The 21,471-nt window shown below is 39.3% G+C and carries 19 protein-coding genes and 1 tRNA gene; 7 read left to right on the top strand and 13 right to left on the bottom strand.

Features of this window, described 5'->3' with window-relative positions; genetic code table 11:
* Nucleotides 1-177: 177 nt before the first annotated feature.
* Nucleotides 178-876 (bottom strand): TIGR04283 family arsenosugar biosynthesis glycosyltransferase, encoded by a 699-nt coding sequence (locus tag F6K23_RS07245; RefSeq protein ID WP_293152665.1) that lies wholly within the window; start codon nucleotides 874-876, stop codon nucleotides 178-180.
* Between the two features lie 193 nt (nucleotides 877-1,069).
* Here F6K23_RS07245 and F6K23_RS07240 point away from each other — a divergent pair, with 193 nt between their 5' ends.
* Nucleotides 1,070-1,258 carry a hypothetical protein gene (locus F6K23_RS07240; protein WP_293152662.1) on the top strand — a complete coding sequence of 63 codons (189 nt, stop codon included), beginning with the start codon at nucleotides 1,070-1,072 and terminating at the stop codon, nucleotides 1,256-1,258.
* A gap of 150 nt (nucleotides 1,259-1,408) precedes the next feature.
* On the opposite strand, the gene F6K23_RS07235 is transcribed toward F6K23_RS07240, so the two are convergent.
* Nucleotides 1,409-2,014, bottom strand: coding sequence for a TIGR04282 family arsenosugar biosynthesis glycosyltransferase (locus F6K23_RS07235; protein ID WP_293152659.1), 606 nt, complete (start codon nucleotides 2,012-2,014; stop codon nucleotides 1,409-1,411).
* Between the two features lie 217 nt (nucleotides 2,015-2,231).
* Here F6K23_RS07235 and F6K23_RS07230 point away from each other — a divergent pair, with 217 nt between their 5' ends.
* Together F6K23_RS07230 and F6K23_RS07225 are read left to right on the top strand one after the other, a co-directional pair.
* Nucleotides 2,232-3,161 (top strand): TIGR04168 family protein, encoded by a 930-nt coding sequence (locus F6K23_RS07230; RefSeq protein WP_293152656.1) that lies wholly within the window; start codon nucleotides 2,232-2,234, stop codon nucleotides 3,159-3,161.
* A 166-nt stretch (nucleotides 3,162-3,327) separates the two neighbouring features.
* Nucleotides 3,328-3,412 (top strand) — tRNA-Ser (locus tag F6K23_RS07225).
* Between the two features lie 257 nt (nucleotides 3,413-3,669).
* Here the strand turns inward: F6K23_RS07225 and F6K23_RS07220 are convergent.
* The 5 genes from F6K23_RS07220 to F6K23_RS07200 form a co-directional block, all read right to left on the bottom strand.
* Nucleotides 3,670-4,131, bottom strand: a complete 462-nt coding sequence (locus tag F6K23_RS07220; RefSeq protein WP_293152653.1) for a hypothetical protein — start codon at nucleotides 4,129-4,131, stop codon at nucleotides 3,670-3,672.
* A gap of 359 nt (nucleotides 4,132-4,490) precedes the next feature.
* Entirely contained in the window at nucleotides 4,491-6,527 is a 2,037-nt protein-coding gene (locus tag F6K23_RS07215; RefSeq protein ID WP_293153155.1) for a RiPP maturation radical SAM C-methyltransferase, read from the bottom strand.
* A 50-nt stretch (nucleotides 6,528-6,577) separates the two neighbouring features.
* A complete protein-coding gene (locus F6K23_RS07210; RefSeq protein WP_293152650.1) occupies nucleotides 6,578-7,822 on the bottom strand; it encodes a Cys-every-fifth RiPP peptide CefA in 1,245 nt (414 codons plus the stop codon).
* Nucleotides 7,823-8,091: 269 nt separating this feature from the next.
* Complete coding sequence (locus F6K23_RS07205; protein WP_293152647.1) at nucleotides 8,092-8,865, bottom strand: hemopexin repeat-containing protein; 774 nt, start codon at nucleotides 8,863-8,865, stop codon at nucleotides 8,092-8,094.
* A 33-nt stretch (nucleotides 8,866-8,898) separates the two neighbouring features.
* The gene (locus F6K23_RS07200; RefSeq protein WP_293152644.1) at nucleotides 8,899-10,344 is read right to left on the bottom strand and encodes a TIGR04463 family radical SAM/SPASM RiPP maturase; all 1,446 of its coding nucleotides are present in this window, start codon (nucleotides 10,342-10,344) and stop codon (nucleotides 8,899-8,901) included.
* 766 nt (nucleotides 10,345-11,110) lie between these two features.
* On the opposite strand from F6K23_RS07200, the gene F6K23_RS07195 reads away from it, so the two are divergent.
* Complete coding sequence (locus F6K23_RS07195; RefSeq protein WP_293153152.1) at nucleotides 11,111-12,121, top strand: radical SAM protein; 1,011 nt, start codon at nucleotides 11,111-11,113, stop codon at nucleotides 12,119-12,121.
* Between the two features lie 572 nt (nucleotides 12,122-12,693).
* On the opposite strand, the gene petC is transcribed toward F6K23_RS07195, so the two are convergent.
* The 5 genes from petC to F6K23_RS07170 all read right to left on the bottom strand — a co-directional run bounded on the left by petC (nucleotide 12,694) and on the right by F6K23_RS07170 (nucleotide 16,209).
* Nucleotides 12,694-13,227, bottom strand: coding sequence for a cytochrome b6-f complex iron-sulfur subunit (petC, locus tag F6K23_RS07190; RefSeq protein WP_124143436.1), 534 nt, complete (start codon nucleotides 13,225-13,227; stop codon nucleotides 12,694-12,696).
* 572 nt (nucleotides 13,228-13,799) lie between these two features.
* Nucleotides 13,800-14,483 (bottom strand): Crp/Fnr family transcriptional regulator, encoded by a 684-nt coding sequence (locus F6K23_RS07185; protein ID WP_293152640.1) that lies wholly within the window; start codon nucleotides 14,481-14,483, stop codon nucleotides 13,800-13,802.
* Nucleotides 14,484-15,405: 922 nt separating this feature from the next.
* Entirely contained in the window at nucleotides 15,406-15,663 is a 258-nt protein-coding gene (locus F6K23_RS07180; protein ID WP_293152637.1) for an EamA family transporter, read from the bottom strand.
* Nucleotides 15,664-15,687: 24 nt separating this feature from the next.
* Nucleotides 15,688-15,900 carry a hypothetical protein gene (locus F6K23_RS07175; RefSeq protein ID WP_293152634.1) on the bottom strand — a complete coding sequence of 71 codons (213 nt, stop codon included), beginning with the start codon at nucleotides 15,898-15,900 and terminating at the stop codon, nucleotides 15,688-15,690.
* A 96-nt stretch (nucleotides 15,901-15,996) separates the two neighbouring features.
* Complete coding sequence (locus F6K23_RS07170; RefSeq protein ID WP_293152631.1) at nucleotides 15,997-16,209, bottom strand: hypothetical protein; 213 nt, start codon at nucleotides 16,207-16,209, stop codon at nucleotides 15,997-15,999.
* 605 nt (nucleotides 16,210-16,814) lie between these two features.
* Here F6K23_RS07170 and F6K23_RS07165 point away from each other — a divergent pair.
* A complete protein-coding gene (locus tag F6K23_RS07165) occupies nucleotides 16,815-16,973 on the top strand; it encodes a hypothetical protein (protein ID WP_293152628.1) in 159 nt (52 codons plus the stop codon).
* 512 nt (nucleotides 16,974-17,485) lie between these two features.
* On the opposite strand, the gene F6K23_RS07160 is transcribed toward F6K23_RS07165, so the two are convergent.
* On the bottom strand, nucleotides 17,486-19,075 hold the full coding sequence (locus tag F6K23_RS07160) for a glycosyltransferase family 39 protein (RefSeq protein ID WP_293152625.1): 1,590 nt from the start codon (nucleotides 19,073-19,075) through the stop codon (nucleotides 17,486-17,488).
* 271 nt (nucleotides 19,076-19,346) lie between these two features.
* Here F6K23_RS07160 and F6K23_RS07155 point away from each other — a divergent pair, with 271 nt between their 5' ends.
* Together F6K23_RS07155 and F6K23_RS07150 are read left to right on the top strand one after the other, a co-directional pair.
* Nucleotides 19,347-19,514, top strand: coding sequence for a DUF2256 domain-containing protein (locus F6K23_RS07155; protein ID WP_293153149.1), 168 nt, complete (start codon nucleotides 19,347-19,349; stop codon nucleotides 19,512-19,514).
* A gap of 45 nt (nucleotides 19,515-19,559) precedes the next feature.
* Nucleotides 19,560-20,483, top strand: coding sequence for an isoaspartyl peptidase/L-asparaginase (locus F6K23_RS07150; RefSeq protein WP_293152622.1), 924 nt, complete (start codon nucleotides 19,560-19,562; stop codon nucleotides 20,481-20,483).
* The last annotated feature ends 988 nt before the right edge of the window (nucleotides 20,484-21,471 follow it).

Here is a 21,471-nt window from a genome sequence, read left to right as displayed (position 1 = left end):
ATATTAAGCTCATATTTTACGAGGTAGGTGCATTCTATTCTCAAAATTGGTTTTCAACTTTAAAAAAATTAATCTAATCTGGTCTTTATTAATAAATTTTTAATTTTTGTTTATTAAATATTTTGTGATTCTTCTTTGGTAGTAGCTCTGAAAGTCCAAAACCTTCTGATTGATTCCTTAAATATGGCTACGGTAAAATCGCGCTAGTCTTTTTGGAGATACCCCAAGTAGATAAGCAATGATAACTATTTGATTAATCAAAGTAGTTTTGAGTATTCCTAATTTTTGCCACCGACGACCAGAGGTGAATACTGGAGTTGGTACAATTGCAATTTTTCCTCTTTTTTTTAACTGTCGTATCAATTCAAAATCTTCCATAATTGGTATTTCTGGGAAACCACCAATTTCTTGAAAAATTTTGGCTGGGAGAAAAATTCCTTGGTCTCCATAAGGCATTTGCAAATAACGCGACCGCCAGTTTACCATTCTTTCAACTATTCGTAAACTTTTTTTTGTTCCTCTAATACTTAATTCAAAAGCACCTGCAATAATTTTCGGTTTGACCAATATCTCTTCCAACATTCGGTCAAAATTTGAAGGTAAAAGAGTGTCTCCATGTAAAAATAAAAGAATTTTTCCCCTTGCTATTTTTGCTCCACAATTCATCTGAGTGGCGCGACCAGGAACAGAAGAAATAACTTGGATATTTAAACATTTAATCAGCTCAATTGTCCCATCATTACTGCCTCCATCAACAACTATTATTTCTATGTCTTTATCTTTTGCCGTTTGGGCTGTTGAAATTGTTTGGGTAATCGTACTAACTTCATTTAAAACAGGAATAATAATCGAAATACTGGTCATTTCAGTTATCATTTATCAGTTATCAGTCATCAATTTTTAATACCATTTCTCTGTAAGAATGTGCTTAATAATTTTTGCTCATACCTTATTATGCTGACTATTCTCATCTTTATATTACAGCGCTTTTAATTTAAGTAGACTACAAAATTATTTTGGTTTAGAGAGTAGGGAGTAGGGAGTAGGGAACAGACAGTAGGAGAATGCTTTGGCCACTGTAGTCTATCTATTTGAAAACCGCTATAAGTGCAACTTCATAGAGAAATGGTATAACCTTGCTACCCTCGAAGGAATATTGAAGAAAGGAATCAAATTTATTGACTTAAAATATCAGAAATTGAGTAAGCATTCAGCTATTGCTTTTTTATCCTTTAAAGGTAATACAGCTAATAGCTAAAGTCTGCATGGCGTGTAGGAGTATCCATCAGCAATTTTCCCTTCTGCCTTCAGCATAGCTGCCTTCAGCATAGCTGCCTTCTTCAACATCCTTACTATTCAAGCGAATTAAATTTAAAATTTAATGATAATTAGATGTGTATTAGTTAATTTAAAACTGTAAATTTTCTAAATCTTCTGGACGGTCAACATCAGAAAGCTTAGGTAAATAGTCAATAACTAACTTCATACTTTGAGCGATCACTACAGTTTTTGACAAGACTTCAGAGGTTCCCCAATTAATACCTTGAAATAATTCTGGAGTAATTTTTCTCAGACCAATTAAATAATAACCCCCATCTGTTGCAGGACCAATTATCACATCAGATTGAGTCAGTTTAGTAAAAGCTTGTAAAATAATTTCAGGAGTTAAACTAGGGCAATCTATACCAATAATTATCACATATTTCATCCCTCGATTAAAAGCAGATTGAAACGCTATTGCCATACGTTCCCCTAAATCCCCTATACCTTGTTCTTGATATTTTAAATCTGAACCTAACCAATTTTTCATTAATTTTAAATCGCCACCGACAAATCGAACTTCAATCGATAATGAAATAAAATCAAATAACTTATTAGCTTTTTTGACAGTTGTTTCAGTCATCTGACGTTGCAAATTTGCTGCACCTTCAGCCCCCAAAGCAGGTATTAATCGTGTTTTAGTTTTTCCTGGTTCTGGATAGCGAGTAAAAATAATTAGTTGTTGATGTTCCATCGTGATACAATATGACCTAGATTTAAGTCTATTTTTGAGAATAAATTTGAGTTAAATTCTACAATAAATAAGTAAAGAAAACTTCCATATAGTTATTTACTATGTCAAAAAAAATTTGATTGGATAGATTAGATTTAGCAAATAGCAGCTAATCTTTAAAAGATTCCAAATATTTCTAGTAATTCAGACAAAATAATATTGGCAAAAGAAAGCAAAAATGAAAGATAATCTAGAAAAATTAAGTAAAATTGCCATTGTTGGAGATGTTCACGATCAATGGGAACCAGAAGATGAAAAAGCCCTCAAATATCTAGGAATTGACTTAGTACTATTTGTGGGAGATTATGGCAATGAAGCAGTAGAGGTTGTAGAAAAAATCGCTGCTATTGATATCCCTAAAGCAGCAGTTTTTGGTAATCACGATGCTTGGTATACCGCAACAGAATGGGGCAGAAAAAAATGCCCTTATGACCAAACTAAAGAAGATAGAGTACAAAAACAAATAGACTTATTTGGAGAAGCTCATGTAGGTTATGGAAAGCGAGACTTTCCAGAGTTAGACTTGACAGTTATTGGGACTCGTCCTTTTAGTTGGGGAGGTCCAGAATGGAAATATCAAGATTTTTATCAGCAAAGGTTTGGAGTTAATAGTTTTGAGGAATCTACTAATTTAATAGTCAAGGCAGTAGAGAACGCAGTATGTAACAATATAATTTTTCTTGGTCATAATGGACCTGCCGGTTTGGGAGATGCTCCTGAAGATCCAGCCGGACGCGACTGGCCACCCAGGGGAGGGGATTATGGGGACCCTGATTTTAGCGATGCCATTGCAAAATCTCGGCAATTGGGCAAGAAAATTCCCTTAGTGACTTTTGGTCATATGCACCATAGATTGAGACATACTCAGGAAAAGTTGCGTAAGCGTATTGATGTAGATACCGAAGGGACATTATATTTGAATGCAGCAAGTGTGCCACGCATTATAGAAATTGAAGGCCAGAAAAAACGGAATTTCTCAATTGTATCTATGAAAGCAGGTATTGTATCTCAAACTGCTTTGGTTTGGGTTGGCCATGATTTTACAGCAGTTGAAGAAATTTTATATTCCCCATCAAAATCTGTTGTTGAGCCTGTACAAGTGCTATAATATATAAATGTCAAAACAGTTATAGCAGTCAAAGCAAAGTTTAGGACATTCCTAAATGCTCAAACCCAGTCAGAGATTACTTCTGATTTGCGCGTAGCGCTATAGAGTATTCCTACTTTTGACTTTTGACCTTTAACTTTTGACTTTTAACTTTTGACTTATTAATGGAGAGGTGGCAGAGTGGTCGAATGCGCTCGACTTGAAATCGAGTGAGGGTCAAACCTCCGTGGGTTCGAATCCCACCCTCTCCGTTTTTTTCTAACTTAAAATCCTGGACTTTACAGTTTGATAGTGCGTCTATGAAAGTCATTTGGTATCTTGACCTTGATGACAATTTTGCTCCATGGATTCGTTTGTGGGATAAAGGCAATAGGAGAAAAAAGTAGAAAAATATTCCCATACTCCCCGATGATGAATATCCATATCTTCTCAGCTATATCGCTACTTTCATGCAACAAAGCCGAGATTTAGTACAATCAAATAGTATATTTTCTGATACAGAAAACCGTTATTCCTTGATTAAGTCAATTACTCTTTTCCACCCATAAGGATCTGCAACTAACCAAGCAGCTGCATCTATTGTATCAGAAGTCAGAAAACAAACGTAGAGTAATTGACGACCAAAGATGCGTTTGCCTAGGTGACTATCCACTAGGCGAACTTCTTGGATGCTTTCAGTGGGAATACTAATATCGTCGCGTATGACAAAGCGACTAAACCACAATTCTTTCCTAGTTAATGCTAGCACTCCATTGCCACGAATTTGACCGCGACCGCGAGATTTCAGACCCAGAAAGTTGGCAGTTTGCTCCGAGCGCACTATTTCCTCTGTAGGGAACTGTTCCTGTATGCGTTCCATACCTGCCGACTTCATATTTTGAAAAAAGACGCTGAAAACAATTCCTAACCCCACTCCCACAACAATTATCACAGCTGCCGCGATCGTCAATCCTAATGTTAATCCTTCCATTTTTCTTTTCCTACTTCAAAAAATCTGCACATATAGTCATTCTGAATAAGACTGAAACACTTTTTTAGCTGAAACTCTTTCAAGTTAAGAAACCCTTGTCTCAATCTTAACTGGAATGACTATATGTAGCTCGGTGGATTTGTTCCCCATCGAAACCAAACCCACCGTATTCATAGAAATTATCCGGATGGCAAACGAGAGCATTTACAATTTTATATCATGTCCGGATAATCAGCGATCAAAAAACCTTTTCCCTTCTAACCTTTTCTTTCCTCCTGCCTTCTGCCTTCTGCTTCCTGCCTTCTGCCTTCTGCCTTACCTCTTCCAAAGTGTAAGTATTCAACCAGACATGATATTACTCATTTTGCCGATATTCTCTCCAATTTCCGACTCTTAGCTGAAAGCTGATTTGCAGGTTCGTAGCCAAACTGACGACACCGGAACTCGTAAGGCGGATCGACAGTGCTAGAAGCGTTCGCAATCCCCAGATAGAAGCCATCGCTTTCCAAAGCAAACTCCCCATCAATAAATTTTGCCAACACCCCCGAAACTTCTTCTTTGGTCAAATATCCAGCAGCAGTTCCCCGCAGTTTTTTCAACAGTTGCTTGCCCGTAATAGGAGCGTCAATTGCCTGATAAATGCTAGCTTCTGCTGCATTCAACTGCCAAACCTGGAAACGACCCCAGCGGGTATCTTCAATTAATAAATTACCATCGGCAGTGAACCGATAAATCAGGCGCGGCAGTTCCTGAGATTTTCGCCAAACTCGAATCCACTCCAACACCGCAATCACGACTTCATCGTAGACTTCATCTTCTAAAGTGTCCTTCCAGACTGCATCGAAATAGTAAGCAATTCGAGACAAATTGATGCGATCGCTGGGAAACAACCCCCCATACCAAGCCGCCGGTTGCATACTTTCTAGCCAACGTTCTTTTTCGCTAAAATAGGGACTAAACCGATGGCACTCTACCTTCGGAGAGCCTCCTGGTGGGGGAGCGAAATGCACTAACTTGGGAATCAACTCTGCCATCTGGCGGTAATCCTCCTGGGTTTCTCCAGGAAAGCGAATCAGATTGTTCCAGAGTACCATAACTCCATATTCCCGGCAGCACTTGAGAAAGAAAACATTCTGTAAGGTGATCGTGCCTTTATTCATTAACTTGAGAATATGACTCGACAGGCTTTCGATTCCCGGTTGCACGCAGGTAATCCTCGCATCTGCCATGGCCTTAATCTGTTCTCTAGTCATCGTCACCCGCACTTCATAGAACAGTTGCAAATCTTCTCCAAAAGGTTTCTCTTGCAGCACTGGCAGCAACGACTCAAAATAATCGTTTTCCAGAATATTATCCGTAGCCCGGTAAGTGCGGGCGATGGGGTAGCGTCGGGCAAAATACTCGAAAGTATTCAACAGGTTTTCCGCAGACTTAGCCCGATAGTTGATGCCGTCAGCATTCAACCCGCAGAAAGTGCAGTGGCGTTTCTGTCCCCACCAACAGCCTCGGGAACTTTCGTAGGGAAGAAATAGCGCTTTTTGCCAACTGGGAGCTTGAGTTAACCCGACGGCTGCCGCATCGGTAAAAAAGTCATCGAAGTTAGGTGCCGGAAGGGCGTCGAGAACTTGCGCCGTCACCGGTTGGTAGGGAGCCGCAACCTGGACTTCATCGCTGCCGTGGCGGTAGAGAATTCCTTGCAACCCTTCGGGAGGTTTATTTGCCAGCATTGCTTGAAAAAACGGCACGATGACATCATCGGTTTCCCCCACGGACACCGCATCTATCCAGGGAATTTTTCTTATCAGTTCATCACCCATTTCGTCGTGGAAGCAGGCACCGCCATAGGTGAGTTTGACCAGGGGAAATTCTTGTTTCAGTCGGCGTCCGAGGGCAACGGAAGCAAGAGTTTGGAAGAAAGTGCAGCTAAAGGTGACGACTTCCACATCTCCAGCATCCCGGAGGCTTTGCACGCATTCGTCGAGAAAGGCGGGAACAATTTCTTGGCGGATTTGGCGCAACCAAGTTTTCATATTGGGGACGTGAGGAACGTTGCCCAGTTCTTCGCCGCAGAGTTCCAGGAATTCCTCGGCGTCGGGTCCGATGGGTTCGCCCCAAGCTGCTTCGGCAAACAGCCATTCACTAATTTGAGTCTGAACACCTTTGAAAAGGGCTATGGTTTCGTAAGCGCCGAAGTTGATTTGTTGGGCAAAGCGCAGGTTGAAATGGTGGACGCGGCAGGGGATACCCGCTTGTTGCAGTTGAGCTTTGAATAAACCCAAAGCTAGGGGAGGATGGGTGATGGAGCCGAACGGCATGTAGACCAGGTGAATCATAATTGGCAGCCTTGATGGAGGTTTAGTGCGATTTTCCTCTTTGAAAAAGGGGACAACGATCACCCCCAAAACTGGGATTGGGGGAGAAATCGATTGCAAAGGAGCAAACCAGTCTAAATTCCCGGAACAATGGGAATCACGTCTATAGCGCAAGCATCTGCTGCGCAAACATCTGCCGGACAGAGATTCACACCGCAGACGTTAGCGCCGCAGAAATCAGCAGGACAAGCATCTATGCCACCTGCATCCGCACCACATAAGTTCTCAGCACAAGAACCTGAATGAGAAATTGCTGCACCACAGGCATCCGCACCGCAAGCTGCTGCACCGCAAGCTGCTGCACCACAAGCTGCCGCAACGCAAGCTGCTGCACCGCAGGCATCGGCACCACAGGCACCGACAAGAGCAAAATCTGCACCGCAAATGCCAATGCCGAGAGCTGCTGCACCGCAAGCTGATACCAAGTTAATGTCAACTCCGCAAGCTGCGGCACCACAGGCATCGGCTGCACAAACACTTATAGAACCAGCATCTTCTCCACAGGCTTCTGCAGCGCAGCTAGAGGTTCTCTGGATGTTGCTAGAAGCAATAGAAGTACCAAAGCTCGCATCGCCATAGGGGTAATTGTTGATGTAGCTGTCTACCAGCCAGTAGGCGCGAGATTGAAGCGTGGTCACGTTCGATTTAACATCAGTTCCATCAACGTTAAGGAAGGTATCGTGGGCTAAGGACCTCAAGGCAATGAAATCTCCTTGAGCGACAAAATCTTTGCTTTGAGTGTCTCCGACTCGCACGACAACAAATTTTTCATCACTCCCGATATCATCTTGGTTGGCGTTCGCACTGCCGCTCGATGAAGCAGTCACGTACTTATTATGAGACTGACTTTTCAAGGCAACAATATCGCCGTAGCCAACAAGTCGGGAGTGCTTAGTATCCCCAGCTCGAACGACGATGAATTTTTCCCATCCTTGATCTTGACTACTCGTGTACAGCGAACCATTGTCTCCTCCAGCCATCCAATCGTTGTTGTAATCAGACTTGAGACTGATGGTATCGCCAAAATTGAGAGCATTTTTGGGAATGAGAATGCCGATCGCTTTAATAATGATACTAGAAGTCAACAAGTTGAAACCGTAGGCTCCTATCGCCGGGGTGTCCTCAAAGAAAACCTTGTAATTACCAGCAAAGTTTTCATTTTCGTAAAGAATCGCCATCAAACCTTGAGGAATTATCATCGAGCTAAGAGTGTTGTTCCCCACAGCTATATCTCCCATGCGGTAGCGTCCGATGCCTAATTTTTCGCTGGTTCCTTCGTAATCTGCATCCCTGTAGAGTGTGACTACTTTTTCTACCACAACAGACGAAGTCTTGTCGTTAAAATCATCCCCAACCGAGGAGGTATCCTTTACCGAAAAATTGGGTTTAAAGCCTCGCCCTTGTAGGGCGACTTTTTATTTTTATGTTAAGTCAATTGAATATATGATATAGTGTTATTAGTTGCCGGGGGGCACTCGGAAACTCTAAACGGACGTGGAGGGAAGCGTTAGACTACCGCCAAGGAAGCAGCACCCTGTGAAGCGTCAACCCGCCGAGGAGCTACGGCTCAGTAGGAATCCCCGTGCCTTTAGGCCGGGGAGGATGTCAAATACTGGTTGCCTTTGAAAAAGTAGGCACTGTCCCGCTGGGGCCAGTGAAAAATTGCATCAATGTCTTGATGAAAATTGCTCGGCATATAGTCCCAGTATCCTGAAATCGATTTTGGGTAGCCAGACTCGGCATGGTCGTCCTTCAGGTTGTATTTTACATACCGGCTGCCTTTGAAAAAGTAGGCGCTGTCCCGTTGAGGCCAGTAAAAAACTGCATCAATGTCTTGACAAAAATCGCTGGGCATTCCCGGCCAATAATCTGCGATTGGCTTGGGATAGCCAGGCTCTGCTCGGTCGTCTTTCAGATTGTATTTGACGTACTCGCTGCCTTTGAAAAAGTAGGCACCGTCTCGCTGGGGCCAGTACAAGATTGCATCGATGTTTTGAGAAAAATTACTGGGCATACCAGGCCAGTAATCGAAAATCCGCTTTGGGTAGCCAGAGTCGGTTTTATCGGATTTCAGGTCGTAGCGGATGTATGAGTTTTTTTTGAAAAAGTACGCATCATTCCGACTTTCCCAGTTAAAGACAGCATCAATGCCACTAGGTCCGTAAGAGGAGCTGAGAAACTCCATTTTCCAGCGCTGACGATCTTCCTCCGCCCATGTTTGTTGAACGATACTGTTGTCATCTTTGACCGTCATGGCCTTACCACTATGGACAGCAGTCATGCTATAAACCCGGTTGTCGTTGATTTCCGGTCCGGGGGCTACCGCACATTCTTGAACGAGGGGTTGAACGAGATATTTCATGAGTTTTTTCCTCCAAGTGTTTTTTGAGATTAATTACTTAGCAGCCACCGCGTAGGCAGCTTTCATCTTGTCTGGCAGCGACTTGCCGGGAATATGCACGTCGGCGCACAGTTGAGCAGGATTCGTTTTCACCGCATCAAAGTCATAGTCATCGGAGGTTATCGCCCCCATTTTCAAAGCTCGCAACACCAACCGCTCCTTGATGTTGTACTTCCAACTGGGACAGGGAAGAATGGCCGCTTCGCCTCGGGTTTCTTCCGCGTGAACGAACTTGAAAGCACAAGCACCAGCACAGTTTGGCAAAATCTTGCAGTTGCGACAAGTGTCATTTTCAAAGGGATTCCACTTCATCCACTTCATGGCCTGCTCGTCTTGGCGAATGTCTTCCAACTTGAAGACCGTGCCGATGCGTTTCTCCGGCCAAGACACCGTATCCCAGCACTTGTGGATGTCCCCGTTGGGCACCACCACGAAACCACGCGGGCGCACGGCACCGCAAGTTCCTCGAAAGCGCGGCGGATAGGGTAGGGATGTCAGACCCTTCTCGAAGGCGTAGCGGAATAGATTTGTTTCCAGATCCGCATAGCGAGACTTCTGCATGGTCACGTCGGCGACGATGTGACAGCCTTCGGTCATCGCTTCGACGGGGGCAAAGTAGAGTTTGAAGTTCTTTTTATTTGCCAGACCTTGGGCTGCCAGATCGTCGATCAGGCCGTGGATGTTCTCCCGGTTGCGATCGTCGATATTTATCCGGACACTTACTCCCAGAGGCACGTCATCGATCCATTCTTTAACGTTATCGATGATGCGCTGAAAAGTCCCTTTTCCTGTCAGCAGGGTGCGGCGAGTATCGTGGTAGTCCGCCATGCCATCGAGGGTGATTTGCACTTGCTTGACCCGACGCTGGTAAAGAGATTTCGCAGTTTCGGCGTTCAACAAATAGCCATTTGTCACCATCATGGCATCGTAGCGGACCCCAGTGGAGTCGCAGACGTGCATGAACCGCTCCGAAAGGGATTCAATAATTGATTTGCGCAGTAAGGGTTCCCCCCCGTACCAGGCCACGTGCAAATGCTTAATCCAAGGAACCATCTGCACTGCCATATCAAAGAGGGCATCCTGCACTTCCTGACTCATGGCCTCTTGAGGTTTATCTTGGCCTTGGAAGCAGTAGTCGCAGTTAAAGTTGCACCCGAGAGTCGGGGCGATAGTCAAGATGGCGGTACTCGCATCAAAGCGATGCTTTCTGTATTGCTGCCAGAGCACCGCTAACTCGTCGATCTGGTCGTTGACTAAATAGCCGCCTTTAGCAAGTTCGCGCAGAGCATCGGCATTATTAGGAGGCTTGCCGTCAACAACCTGTTGATAGGTTTGGTAGTCTTCTTTTTCCCATACTGCCAAGCCACCACTCATACCATTGTAGGCGAGGATACGATTTTGATGTAGCGGTACAAATATATTGTAGCGAGATACTTTCATTATTTTCCCTTTCTACCTATATTGATAGCTTGATAATAGATGAAACCATAGACACTGGTATATAAGTTTTTTGAAGTTTGTTGTGTAAAATTGTTATCATCTAATAAATTTTATTAAAGCGCTTTTCAATTGATCGGGACTTACGCAGAACTGCCATATATAGGGAATGGCATTCGCCCTCTACAGATAGCGTATGATCTACGAGTTTGTGTAAGTCCTGTTGATAATATTCTGGAACGGAGGTGGCTAATCTTCTAGTATCATGGCTGTATTTCCTGTTAAGTAGCAATATTTTTCAGAAATGCTATTAGCATAACTCCTATAGAGTCTTGGTTACCAAACCTCTACCCATTTTCCTACCCCTAAAAAGTAAAGTAACTACGGCGTTGGTGAATGTAGGGTATGATACTAATCATAATTACTTAGGAGTAAACCCACCCCTAACCCCTCCCAGGAGGGGGAGTCAGGAGTCAGGAGTCAGGAGATAAGAAAGAAGAAGAAACCCCGAGTATAAGGAGAAAGTTTTTTAGTCGCGTAAGCGGTAACGAAGTTCTATCGCGCTCTTATCTGCACAGATATCATACCTCAAATCACCAACGCCGTAACTACTAATAACCATGAAAACAAACATCCACAAAACACCTGAGAACAGCAGTACAAAACTCACCGCCAAACAAAAAAATCGCGGTATGTCAACTACAACTAGCATCCTAGATACCTTACAGCTAGTTTTTCAGGCAGGGGGCCAGGATTCTGTCAATTTGCCATTAACAATGTTTGCAACGCTAATTGTGGTTTCTGTAACTTTGCACGAGATACTTTTCCTAAAGAGCAAACACAGTTTGTCGGACTCAATGAAGGATTAGACTCAATTAATATTCTGTTTCGAGAAGGTATTAGATATCTAGTTTTTACAGGTGGGGAGCCTACTCTTAATCCCAATCTCATCAAATTCGTTGACCATGCAGCAGGATTAGGAATAAAACCTATGGTGGTGACAAACGGTGGGTTGTTAACGCCGAGCAAAATTCACGAATTGGCTGATGCAGGTTTATCTAGTTTAATCATATCGGTTGATGCCGCAACTGAAGAAATTCACGAGAAAAATCGTGGGTTGCCTGGTGTATGCAATAAAATCAAAGAAGCTAACAAAGTGCTAAAAGATATTGGGATGTATTCGACTGCTTCTGTCACCATGAGTCATTTGGTTGATTATAATGCACTGCCTGATTTTTTGACATCCCTTGGTTTTGAGTCAGTGGTTTTTTCTTATCCATTAACTAAACTTGATTCTAATTTTCTGGGATTTTCTGATGCTGGTCTGGTCACTCACACAAATGAAAGTCTCTGGCAAGCTTACGAAAAGGTGAAGCAATTGAAAAAGAAATTTCATGTAGTTAACCCGACCCTTTCTCTGGAGGAAATGCAGAGGTTTGTACAGGATGAGGAACAGCGTTATCCTTGTTTGGCGGGTTATCGTTTCTTTTTTCTGGACTGGGATTTAAACTTATGGCGTTGTCATTTTTGGCATGAACCGATGTGTTCTATTTATGAGTTTGATAGTTCAAAGTTGGTAAGGGATGGTTGTACAAAATTTATGATTAATTGTTATCGAGATTCGAGTTTAATGCAGAATATTGCAGTGTCGATGCAGGATGCTTATCAGTCAATCAAGAAAGGTAAGTTGTTAGATACGGCAAAAGCTTTAATAAGAAAAGGTAATGTAGATTCTCTGCGGGCAGTGATGGAAGAGTTGCCTTGGATTATGCGGTTTTAATTATTCAGAACTTACACAGGAATTATACCTGTAGGGTGCGTTGCAACGCACCTTCAACCAAAGCTAGTCTATCGCCCACATTTCATATCAAATCCGGTGAAACAGTTATAGATTGGTTAAGTCAAGAGGAGTCAGGAGTCAGGAGGAGAGAGAATCACTTTGATGAGCGTAGTTATGACGATTTAAGAATTTTTTTATGTCCAATTAAACGGATTTGATATCACACTTCAAAATATAGCCTAAAAAAATACAAAAAACTAATCTATTTAAAGTTTATAGAAGAGTTTTTGATCTACTACAGCGCTTTTGCTGATTGATGAACCACATCAAAATCCTGTAGAGGCGATAGCGGAGCTTTGAGTTAGCAAATGGCCATTCGCCCTGTAGTCTACCGAAATGAAAACCGCTGTAAATGTAAATTAGACATCTCCTATAATAAAAAATCAAATCAATTATCACACTAGATATATCAATTCTTTCCCCTCCTGGGAGGGGGAGGGGCGAGGGGTGGGTTCCCTACTGCCTACAGCAAAGCTGCCTACTGCCTCTTTTCTGGAGATGTCTATTGATGCTTAAATCCACCAAGGTTTTTCTCCTGTTCGGGGATCATTTTTTGTCCAAGGAAAAATCCAGATGACATCTTCTTGTACTTTGACCTGTACTAGCTTCAGAGGAAGAGGAGCAGGACCTCTTACAACAGAACCATCAGCAGCATAACGAGAACCATGACAGGGACATTGAAATTGATTGTCATTGGGATTCCAGGGAAAAGTACAACCGAGATGGGTACAATTATCGACAATTCCCATGGTGTCTAACTTACCATCTTCTGCGATCGCCAGATATGTTGGTTCTCCAGCTATTCCTGCGACTAAAGCACGAGTTCCTTTTGGTTGTGCTAAAATCTGGCTGGCAGGAATGGGATATCCCAAGCGGTCTCTGGCAATAATTGAACCATCCTCGTTACTTTCTCCTGGGGTGACAAAAAATTTTGCTGCAGGATAGAGTGCGGTACTGGCGGTAGTTGCGACAACTGCACCAGTTAGAAAGTTAAGTAATTGTCGGCGAGAAATTGAAGGGTATTCTAGAGGGAGACTTTCTTCCATAGTGATTTTGACCTCCTAATAATTAGTCATCTATGAAAAACAATAGCCAATTTATCTCTATTTGTTCTGTGATAAAGTCACATATTGAAGAAGGAGTCAGTCCTCAGGAGTCAGGAGAAAGGAAGAATGAGAGTGAGAATTATCTGGGGATATTCCGGCATTTTCTGTCTGCATTGAATGGAAGTAGAAAGTGCGATAACTGTATAACCGGATTTCGTATTAGGAGTCAGAAGATTTGGGTTGATGAGGATTCTCACTTCACCTACCAAATTTGCACCGTGTAGACGGTGGGGTATTAAACCCATAAGGAAAAAGATACATTTTCTAATTAGGGTTTGCTGAAAAAGTCTTATTGGTGAGGGTAGGAGACAGGAGACAGGAGACAGGAGAAATGGCTTGGGAGCGAGGAGGTAGGAGCGGGCGTTTTGTCCCAAGATTGTTCTGCCCAACTATGCGCCTAAAATACGCTCCTTTTTGAGCATGAAGAGCTAAAACAGGCGCACCTTTTTCGAGATCAAAAAGGCTAAAGTATTTATATATCAATGCTTTGAGATTTAACCAGCAAGCCCTAATTAATATTTTCCTAACTGGGCAATCTTCTCCAGTTTTTCCCAGTTATGTAGTTCAATCTTTCCTCTGGAAAGAGATAATAATTTTTGTCTTTCAAAAGTTTTGAGAATTCGACTAACTACCTCTCTGGAACTTCCTAATTCTTGAGCGATCGCTTCATGGGTTATCTGTAAATTTTTTATCTGACTATTGACATTATGTAAAAGATATGATGCAATTCGAGAATCCATGCGATGAAAAGCAACCTCTTCAATTATTTCAATTACATTAGCTAATCGTTGGGAAAGTAGTCCGAAGATATATTCTTGCCAAATGGTGTTGTGCCTTACCCATTTTTTGAGGCTATTTGCAGGAATAATCAAAGCTTCAATTTCCGTCTCGGCAATGGCAAATGCCGGAAATACTTTTTGACTGATGATACAAGAAGCTGTCATAATACAACTATCACCTTTTTCTAGATGATAAAGAGTAATTTCTCTGCCACTTTCTCCTATTTTGTAAACACGAACATTTCCAGAAATTATGAGTGGCAAATGATAACAAATATCTCCCTCTAAACAAACAAATTTACCAGGTGACAAACTGATGTGTTGACATTCGTTAAGAAATTTTTTTTTTGCTTCAGAATCTAGGTTTTCCCAAAAGGGAAATGTAGAAGCAATGGTTTGAGTTATTGCTTTATTCATCAGTATTAAATCTCCGCTATTTATCTAATTTAACCCAAAATATAGTCCAAATTATCCCCTCATTCTCAATCACCTTTTTCTTGTAGTTGAATAATATTCCGGCAATTCATTAAATCTCTTTCTATATCTATACTTTCAGTTTGCTCACAGGGTGAGCTGGATTTACAGCGGATTCTACCTTGGTGAAGTACACCCCGAAGCGGGCAAGATTCACGCACTTGTATTCATTTAATTGTTAATATTTGTACTTTATATACTTGGAATCTACTTTCATTAACTGATAATTGATAATTACCTCTGGTTAAAACCGTTACGGAATTGAATATAAGGAAACATTATTTCTTCTCTTGGTCGATTGGATATGGTTAGAAAACCAATCCATCCCACCCTACGGGAAGCTCCACTAACAACGGCTGTCTTGGTTGATTGGATATGGCGAGGGGACCTCGCCATCCCTCAACCGCTTTTTTTCTCTTAAAAGGGTCGGCTTTAAACCAGAATTATTTAATTATTAATTATTAATTATTCGGTAATATAATTTCTTTATTCTTCCTTCTTCCTTCTTCCTTCTTCCGTAAGCATTCAGCCGTCAGCCATCAGCTATCAGCTATTGATTTTAATTTAGGATAGAAGCTTGATTAATTGTCTTACTATAAAAGTTGTCTCCCTTGCCCTTACAGCGCTTTTCAAATTGATGAACCACAATCTTCACAAGCAAAACATTGTAGGGACGTTCCATGGAACGTCCCTACTGTGGTCTACCCAAATGAAAACCGCTGTAAAGTCAGTCGTTAATTTAAACACTGTCCTTAAGAAGAGAGTCTTGTTGCTGTTAACGCAGTTCCTCCGGAGGAGGCTAGCTGACAGCTAATAGCTGTTTGCGCAGCATTCCGGAGGAAATGCTTACCTTCTTCCTTCTTCCTTATCGATTAACTATCAGACCAATAACAATAAAAATAATTCCGATAAATCTACCTTGAGAAACCTTTTCTTTTAACCAAATTTTCGCTCCTAAAATACTACAAACATAAGTCAAAGCTGTGGCAGGTCGGACAAAACTAACATCTGCCCAACTTAAGACTGAAATTAATGATAAAAAAGCAATTGTTTGACAAAAAACTCCACCAATAATTAAAGGATTTATGAGGATTTTACCTACTTGTTTAATGAGATTTTTCATTGATTGTAAATTTACTTCTTCGATTTATTTCATTCCTCTGGCAAGACATAAATCTCCTGTGGAATCAGCTAAGGCAATTATCGCGATCGCCAAGCAAGTTTTAGACCGATAAAAACTCAAATCTAATGCCATTAATAGGAGATGAAAATTATGGTATCGTCGGTCTTCATAAAGAGTTTTACTTAAACCCACAATCAATAGACCAATAGTTATAATTAGAGTTCCTATCCACCGCATATTTGAAATTGTTTCGCCTAAAATCAACCAAGCAAATAAAGCATTTAATAAATAAGTGTAAGAGTGTATTGATAGTACATAACTCAGGTCAAGTTTCTAAATAACAGTGAGGTATAACCCCAGAGAAAGCATGAGAAAAATTACTCCTAACCAAATCCAAAAATTTGTCAGTAAATAAGATATTAATGGTATCCAATTTTCAGAATTAACTAGATTAATTTCCCCAAATTGTTTCATGGCTTTACTTAACCAAATATCTCCTAAAACCTGAGTAAGACTTAACAGAAATAGTAAGATTAAACTTGCCATTATTAAATCAAAAAAAATAGTAATATTATATGGGATTAATTATATCAATTATCGGTGAATTTAGGAAGTTTTTGAATCTAGATATTGAGGAGTTTCTGCTTTACCGACAAATTGATATTAAATCTGGTTTACTTCAGTTATCATGGATGGCAATACGATAACACTGGAAAAATAGCAAAAGTTTTTTATTTACCGAAAAATTGTGGTTTAAAGCCTCCCCTTTTAAGGGGATAATAAGCGGTCGATCTTCGCAGCTTCCCCGTTGGGTGGGATGGCGAGGTCTCGGAGCCATATCCAATCGACTCCTGTGAAGAAAAATTTTCATGAATTTGTCAATCCTCTTCAATTCATAGAGAGGTAATTATTCATTATTCATTATTCATTATTAATTGTTGAACAACAGGTTACCCTTTACCAAAAGGAGTAAAAAGTTATCCTTGTCAGGAAGCTTATGGTCATATTTTTGTCTTTTCTAGAAAAACATAATTAGCTAAAACCGTGCCCTTTCCAGACATTAAAAATTGGTCTAATAATGAATATAAAACCATGTATTTTTCCCGTCGGGTAATTTTCATTATTCATTTATTAAAGAAAATTTAATTGATATGAATCATCAATTTTTACAGCGAAGATTTATGGGAAAAGTCAAACCAACTCTTCTGGAAACTTCTAAAGGAGAAAATTGGGTAGAAGCTAAATATAAATTCAGCGGAGAACCCTATGCAATTGTTAATACCAATTTGATCAACGTTTGTTACAAATAGTAGAGACGTTGCATGCAACGTCCGTACGAAGGAAGGAAGAAGCAAGAAGGAAGAAGAATAAATATTGAAAAAAAGGGAAAACGATAGATATAACTATCTCAAATGAACTGGAGAAGCTATTTTTAAGCATCTCCGATTGAGATGCACTTTTTATAGCATTCTTTTTTCAAACTGGTATAACTTAGTATTAGCAGCAGTCTGACACTAGTTGTCTTAAGTCTAGTTCCGCATTTGTCAAATGACTAAACCTTAGTTTCCCAGATTTTAATGGTTGTAAATTTCCATCTGTTTTTTGTTGAAGATATTAGTGACCAATATAAATTTACCTGTTTTAATTTTTTGAGATTAAATTACTTCTGGTATGGTTTCTATTAGGATGCTATAAGTCAGAATTTCAAAGAGATAAATTGATATATTTTTTTTAAATATAAGCATTTTTTTTACCTAAAAAAACGGCAAATAGTTCATCAAATCTACTTCCAGATTTCGAAAATTATTTTATCTGATGTATATTATTTATTCAATCTTAAATAGTAATAAAAATTTTGGTCTTGGTATTGTAAAATGTAACGGTTATTTAATAGGTTTAAATTCTGATAAACTTGTAAATTTTCTTGAAAAATTGGGTCATAATCTTTTAATTCTATCAATTCTATTGTCACTTTTTTTTCTACTTCTCGTAATTCATGTAATGTTTGGGGTAATTGCCAAATTACTTGAGTTGGATAATTAGCGATCGCTAGATAAAAGTTTTTTTCTGATATTACTACTTGTGGCTTAATTTGCAATTTTGAAATAACTTTTTGCACCCGGGAACTATAAGTATATAAACGTTCAGACTGTCGTCGTTGCAGATTTTTTAATTTGTGAAATGTGACAAAATTTGAATAACTTAAACACACCAAAATTCCTAATCCTATAGCAAATATCTTTTTAGTTGGTAATTGTGAAATTAATAAACTAAGGCAAAAGTCATCATTCTCTTCTGCCTTCTGCCTTCTGCCTTCTGCCTTTCCTAATAGCCATAAACTTGTCGCTGATAATATTGCCATTAATGGAGAAAAAACTGCCAGTCCTCGAATACCCATATCAATATATTGATAAAGTAAAAAAACTGCTAATAAAGCTGGCATAAAACTAATTAGGCTAAAAAAACATAAATTTCTATAAGCTTGAAAAGATGTAGATTTATGTCGCTCAATTTTGGTAGTAAATACAGCTAAAGAAATACTCCATAGCAGCAGCATTGATAGAGTAATTGTTGCATAGACTGGAAACTGTTTAAAGTTAATGATGAGACTGCAATTAAATAAAAAATTGTCGCCCATCATTCTGAGCATATTAGTAAAATTAGATTGGGATAAAATTCTTGTTGCTGCATAAGGATAAATTTCTTGATTTTGGGAAAGGGGAATTAAGAAAGCGATTGATAATAATGTCAAACAAAACAATAAACTCAGTAAAGTTCGTTTGTAATATTGATTTTTATTTATCCATAAAACAGTAATAATAGCAGGAAGTAAGGTTAAAAGAAAAGGTTTGATTAGATATGCCAAAGCTATTACTAAACTTAAAAGTATACCTTTTAACCAACCCTCTTTTTGTAGAAATAATAGAACTACAGCCACCATAATTACAGTAGCAGCAGATATTTCAGTCATTACCGAATGAGTCAAAATTAGAGTGTAAGGATAAATTAGGTAAATCAAAGCAGCACCAAAACCAACCCATTGATTAAATATATTTTTGCCAACTATAAAGATGAGAAACATAGTTATCATCAGTAGCAAATAATTGACAAAAAACGGCGTTCTTTCATTAATGCCACCAATCAAAAAACCAATAGCTAAAATTAAAGGATAACCAGGCAAATGAGTATCCTTAGTAGGATAACCTTTTTCGATAATACTACTAGCTAAATAATGATGACTATTAAAATCAAAATTACGCACAATATTTTGAGCCACAGTATAGTAAAGTGTTTCATCATTCCAACGAATTTGTAAAGAAACTGGTCTCGTAAAATAAAGAGCGATCGCCGTCATCATCAAAAGTAATAAATAAGGAAAAAAAATTGTTAATAAGTTTTTACAAGTCTTCATTTTTGAATAAATTAATCAAGAAGAAAAAAAATATCTAAAATTCCCAACCTTTGGCTGTATATTCCTCTTGGTAGAAGGAAAAATTGTTTATAGTTAGGAGCCTAGATTTGATATTTTAAAATAAATAGATAAATTTTAAATTATCAAAATTATCTTTTTTCGATACAATAATTAATAGGTATAGCAAAAAAACAAAAATCAAAACAGCAAAAAACTAGCAAAGTTAATATAAACAATGCTTTTTTCACACGCTGAAACTAAATATAATATCATGGGAAAAGCTAAATCTAAATCTGACTTACCAACCAAAATCTGCCCTGTATGTAATCGCCCTTTTACCTGGCGAAAAAAATGGGCTGAGTGTTGGGATGAAGTTAAATATTGTTCTGAAAGATGTCGGCGACGCAAGTCAAATCTTCACAAACAAATTGACATATAGCCTCATACCGAAATTTAATTATTATGTAGTTAATCACAACAAAAAATGCAACCAAAACTAATTATTCACGGCGGTGCAGGTAGTTCCCTTGAGGAAAAAGGAGGATTAGAAACAGTTCGTAAATCTCTCCATAAAATAGTAGATGAATTACATAACTTACTTCTGAGCGATACAAAGGCCATTGATGTAGTTGTCCGTGGTTGTCAACTATTAGAAGATGACCCAATATTTAATGCTGGGACTGGTTCAGTCCTACAATCTGATGGCCAAATTCGGATGAGTGCTTCCTTGATGGATGGTTTAAATAATCGGTTTAGTGGGGCGATCAATGTCTCCCGGATTAAAAACCCCATTGAGTTGGCCAAAGCACTGCAAACATCACCCGATCGAGTACTATCAGACAATGGAGCAGCCGAATTTGTGCGGGAACTACAAATGCCAGTTTACAACCCCCTCACAGATAAACGATTAAACGAATGGCTAGAAGACCGCAAAAACGACTTTAGTAGAAAGATGGCAAATGTCGTGGCAGAATCTCCAGGCACTGGCACTATAGGGGTGGTAGTCTTAGATAAAGAAGGGAGATTAGCTGCAGGAACTTCTACTGGTGGAAAAGGTTTTGAAAAGATTGGTCGTGTAAGTGATTCGGCCATGCCCGCCGGAAATTATGCCACTGGCAGTGCTGGAGTTAGTTGTACAGGCATTGGAGAAGATATTATTGATGAATGTTTAGCTGCCAAAATTGTGATTCGGGTAACAGATGGTTTTTCCCTCAAAGCAGCTTTTGAGCGTTCATTTGCTGAAGCTCACGAACATCAGAGGGACTTAGGAGCGATCGCTATTGATGCCAACGGTATAATTGCTTGGGGAAAAACTTGTGATGTAATTTTGGCTGCTTTTCACGATGGGCAAAAAATTAGTGATAGTTTAGAAGCAGCAAAAGGGACATTAATTTTTACTGCTGAATAATTCATAATAGGGGCCTGTGGCCCCCGATATCAGCCCAAGAATGATTTCTCTACAATTAACAATCTCACAGTTAAATCAAAGATTATAACGGGAGATTCTTGTTTTGCTGGCGCAACGCTACGCTAAAATGGATTCTTGACTAGGCAACAAATCAAATAAACTGAGTTGTACTTCCGTTAGACCATCTCCACACTCACGGCAAATTGGAGCCACTCAAAAAACAGATAGATATTGATTATTGATTTAGGTATATAATATATAAAGTAAACTTAAGGTAATATTATCTTGCTGTAATATCAAGTCTATTCAATTAGTGATAAAAACTCTCCTTCTCTGTATATTTGGTCAAATATCCCCTATATTGAACTGTTTGTCAACTTTCTCCCTGTTCTTGATTATTGATTAAATATTCAATCAAATAGAATCTAAATTCATAATTCCTTTTGGTAGCCCAAGCTAATGATTCTTAGTCTGACTCTGAAGCAATTATTTATTCAGTATTTAACCGGACATGATATGACGGTTAGCCAAACTTGATATAACAAAACAAATAAGTATATTTGCCTTGTTTAAACTTATTGAGTAACTTGATATAAATTAGTATTTAGTTATCAGCTTTGTTTGTTTCTCTTTAAGAAGAAATAAAGTATAAATTCTCCATTCTACTTTTGCTGGAGAAAAATTTATGGTGTATATTATGAATTTCTATATCATTTACTCTGAAAATTAGTATTGAAAAACTAAATAGGAACACAATGAACTTTTAATATCTGTAAATAATCAAATGGTGTGAAGATCATAATCACCCACTTTTAGGAAGCGTTTGAGTTGCTGTCTGTCTTAAAATTAAAACAATAGATATAGATAATTAACAAGAGGCTAGTACTCTACTCTCTAATATATTTGGCTTAGTATCTGATTCAGAGAAACACCAAGTTAATAAAATCGTCTATATAGTCTATATAATAGACAAGGTTCACAAATAAAC

It is taken from the genome of Okeania sp. SIO2C9 (genome assembly GCF_010672455.1).
GTDB lineage: Bacteria > Cyanobacteriota > Cyanobacteriia > Cyanobacteriales > Microcoleaceae > Okeania.
Note: the sequence above shows the minus strand (reverse complement) of the source record. Positions and strands in the feature narration are given on the sequence as shown.

What these genes read in the sequence shown, in the direction of transcription:
- F6K23_RS07245 (WP_293152665.1), bottom strand. Translation starts at nt 876, where the DNA reads ATGATAACTGAAATGACCAGTATTTCGATTATTATTCCTGTTTTAAAT.
- F6K23_RS07235 (WP_293152659.1), bottom strand. Translation starts at nt 2,014, where the DNA reads ATGGAACATCAACAACTAATTATTTTTACTCGCTATCCAGAACCAGGA.
- F6K23_RS07230 (WP_293152656.1), top strand. Translation starts at nt 2,232, where the DNA reads ATGAAAGATAATCTAGAAAAATTAAGTAAAATTGCCATTGTTGGAGAT.
- F6K23_RS07220 (WP_293152653.1), bottom strand. Translation starts at nt 4,131, where the DNA reads ATGGAAGGATTAACATTAGGATTGACGATCGCGGCAGCTGTGATAATT.
- F6K23_RS07205 (WP_293152647.1), bottom strand. Translation starts at nt 8,865, where the DNA reads ATGAAATATCTCGTTCAACCCCTCGTTCAAGAATGTGCGGTAGCCCCC.
- F6K23_RS07200 (WP_293152644.1), bottom strand. Translation starts at nt 10,344, where the DNA reads ATGAAAGTATCTCGCTACAATATATTTGTACCGCTACATCAAAATCGT.
- petC (WP_124143436.1), bottom strand. Translation starts at nt 13,227, where the DNA reads ATGGAAGAAAGTCTCCCTCTAGAATACCCTTCAATTTCTCGCCGACAA.
- F6K23_RS07185 (WP_293152640.1), bottom strand. Translation starts at nt 14,483, where the DNA reads ATGAATAAAGCAATAACTCAAACCATTGCTTCTACATTTCCCTTTTGG.
- F6K23_RS07180 (WP_293152637.1), bottom strand. Translation starts at nt 15,663, where the DNA reads ATGAAAAATCTCATTAAACAAGTAGGTAAAATCCTCATAAATCCTTTA.
- F6K23_RS07175 (WP_293152634.1), bottom strand. Translation starts at nt 15,900, where the DNA reads ATGCGGTGGATAGGAACTCTAATTATAACTATTGGTCTATTGATTGTG.
- F6K23_RS07170 (WP_293152631.1), bottom strand. Translation starts at nt 16,209, where the DNA reads ATGGCAAGTTTAATCTTACTATTTCTGTTAAGTCTTACTCAGGTTTTA.
- F6K23_RS07165 (WP_293152628.1), top strand. Translation starts at nt 16,815, where the DNA reads ATGAATCATCAATTTTTACAGCGAAGATTTATGGGAAAAGTCAAACCA.
- F6K23_RS07160 (WP_293152625.1), bottom strand. Translation starts at nt 19,075, where the DNA reads ATGAAGACTTGTAAAAACTTATTAACAATTTTTTTTCCTTATTTATTA.
- F6K23_RS07155 (WP_293153149.1), top strand. Translation starts at nt 19,347, where the DNA reads ATGGGAAAAGCTAAATCTAAATCTGACTTACCAACCAAAATCTGCCCT.
- F6K23_RS07150 (WP_293152622.1), top strand. Translation starts at nt 19,560, where the DNA reads ATGCAACCAAAACTAATTATTCACGGCGGTGCAGGTAGTTCCCTTGAG.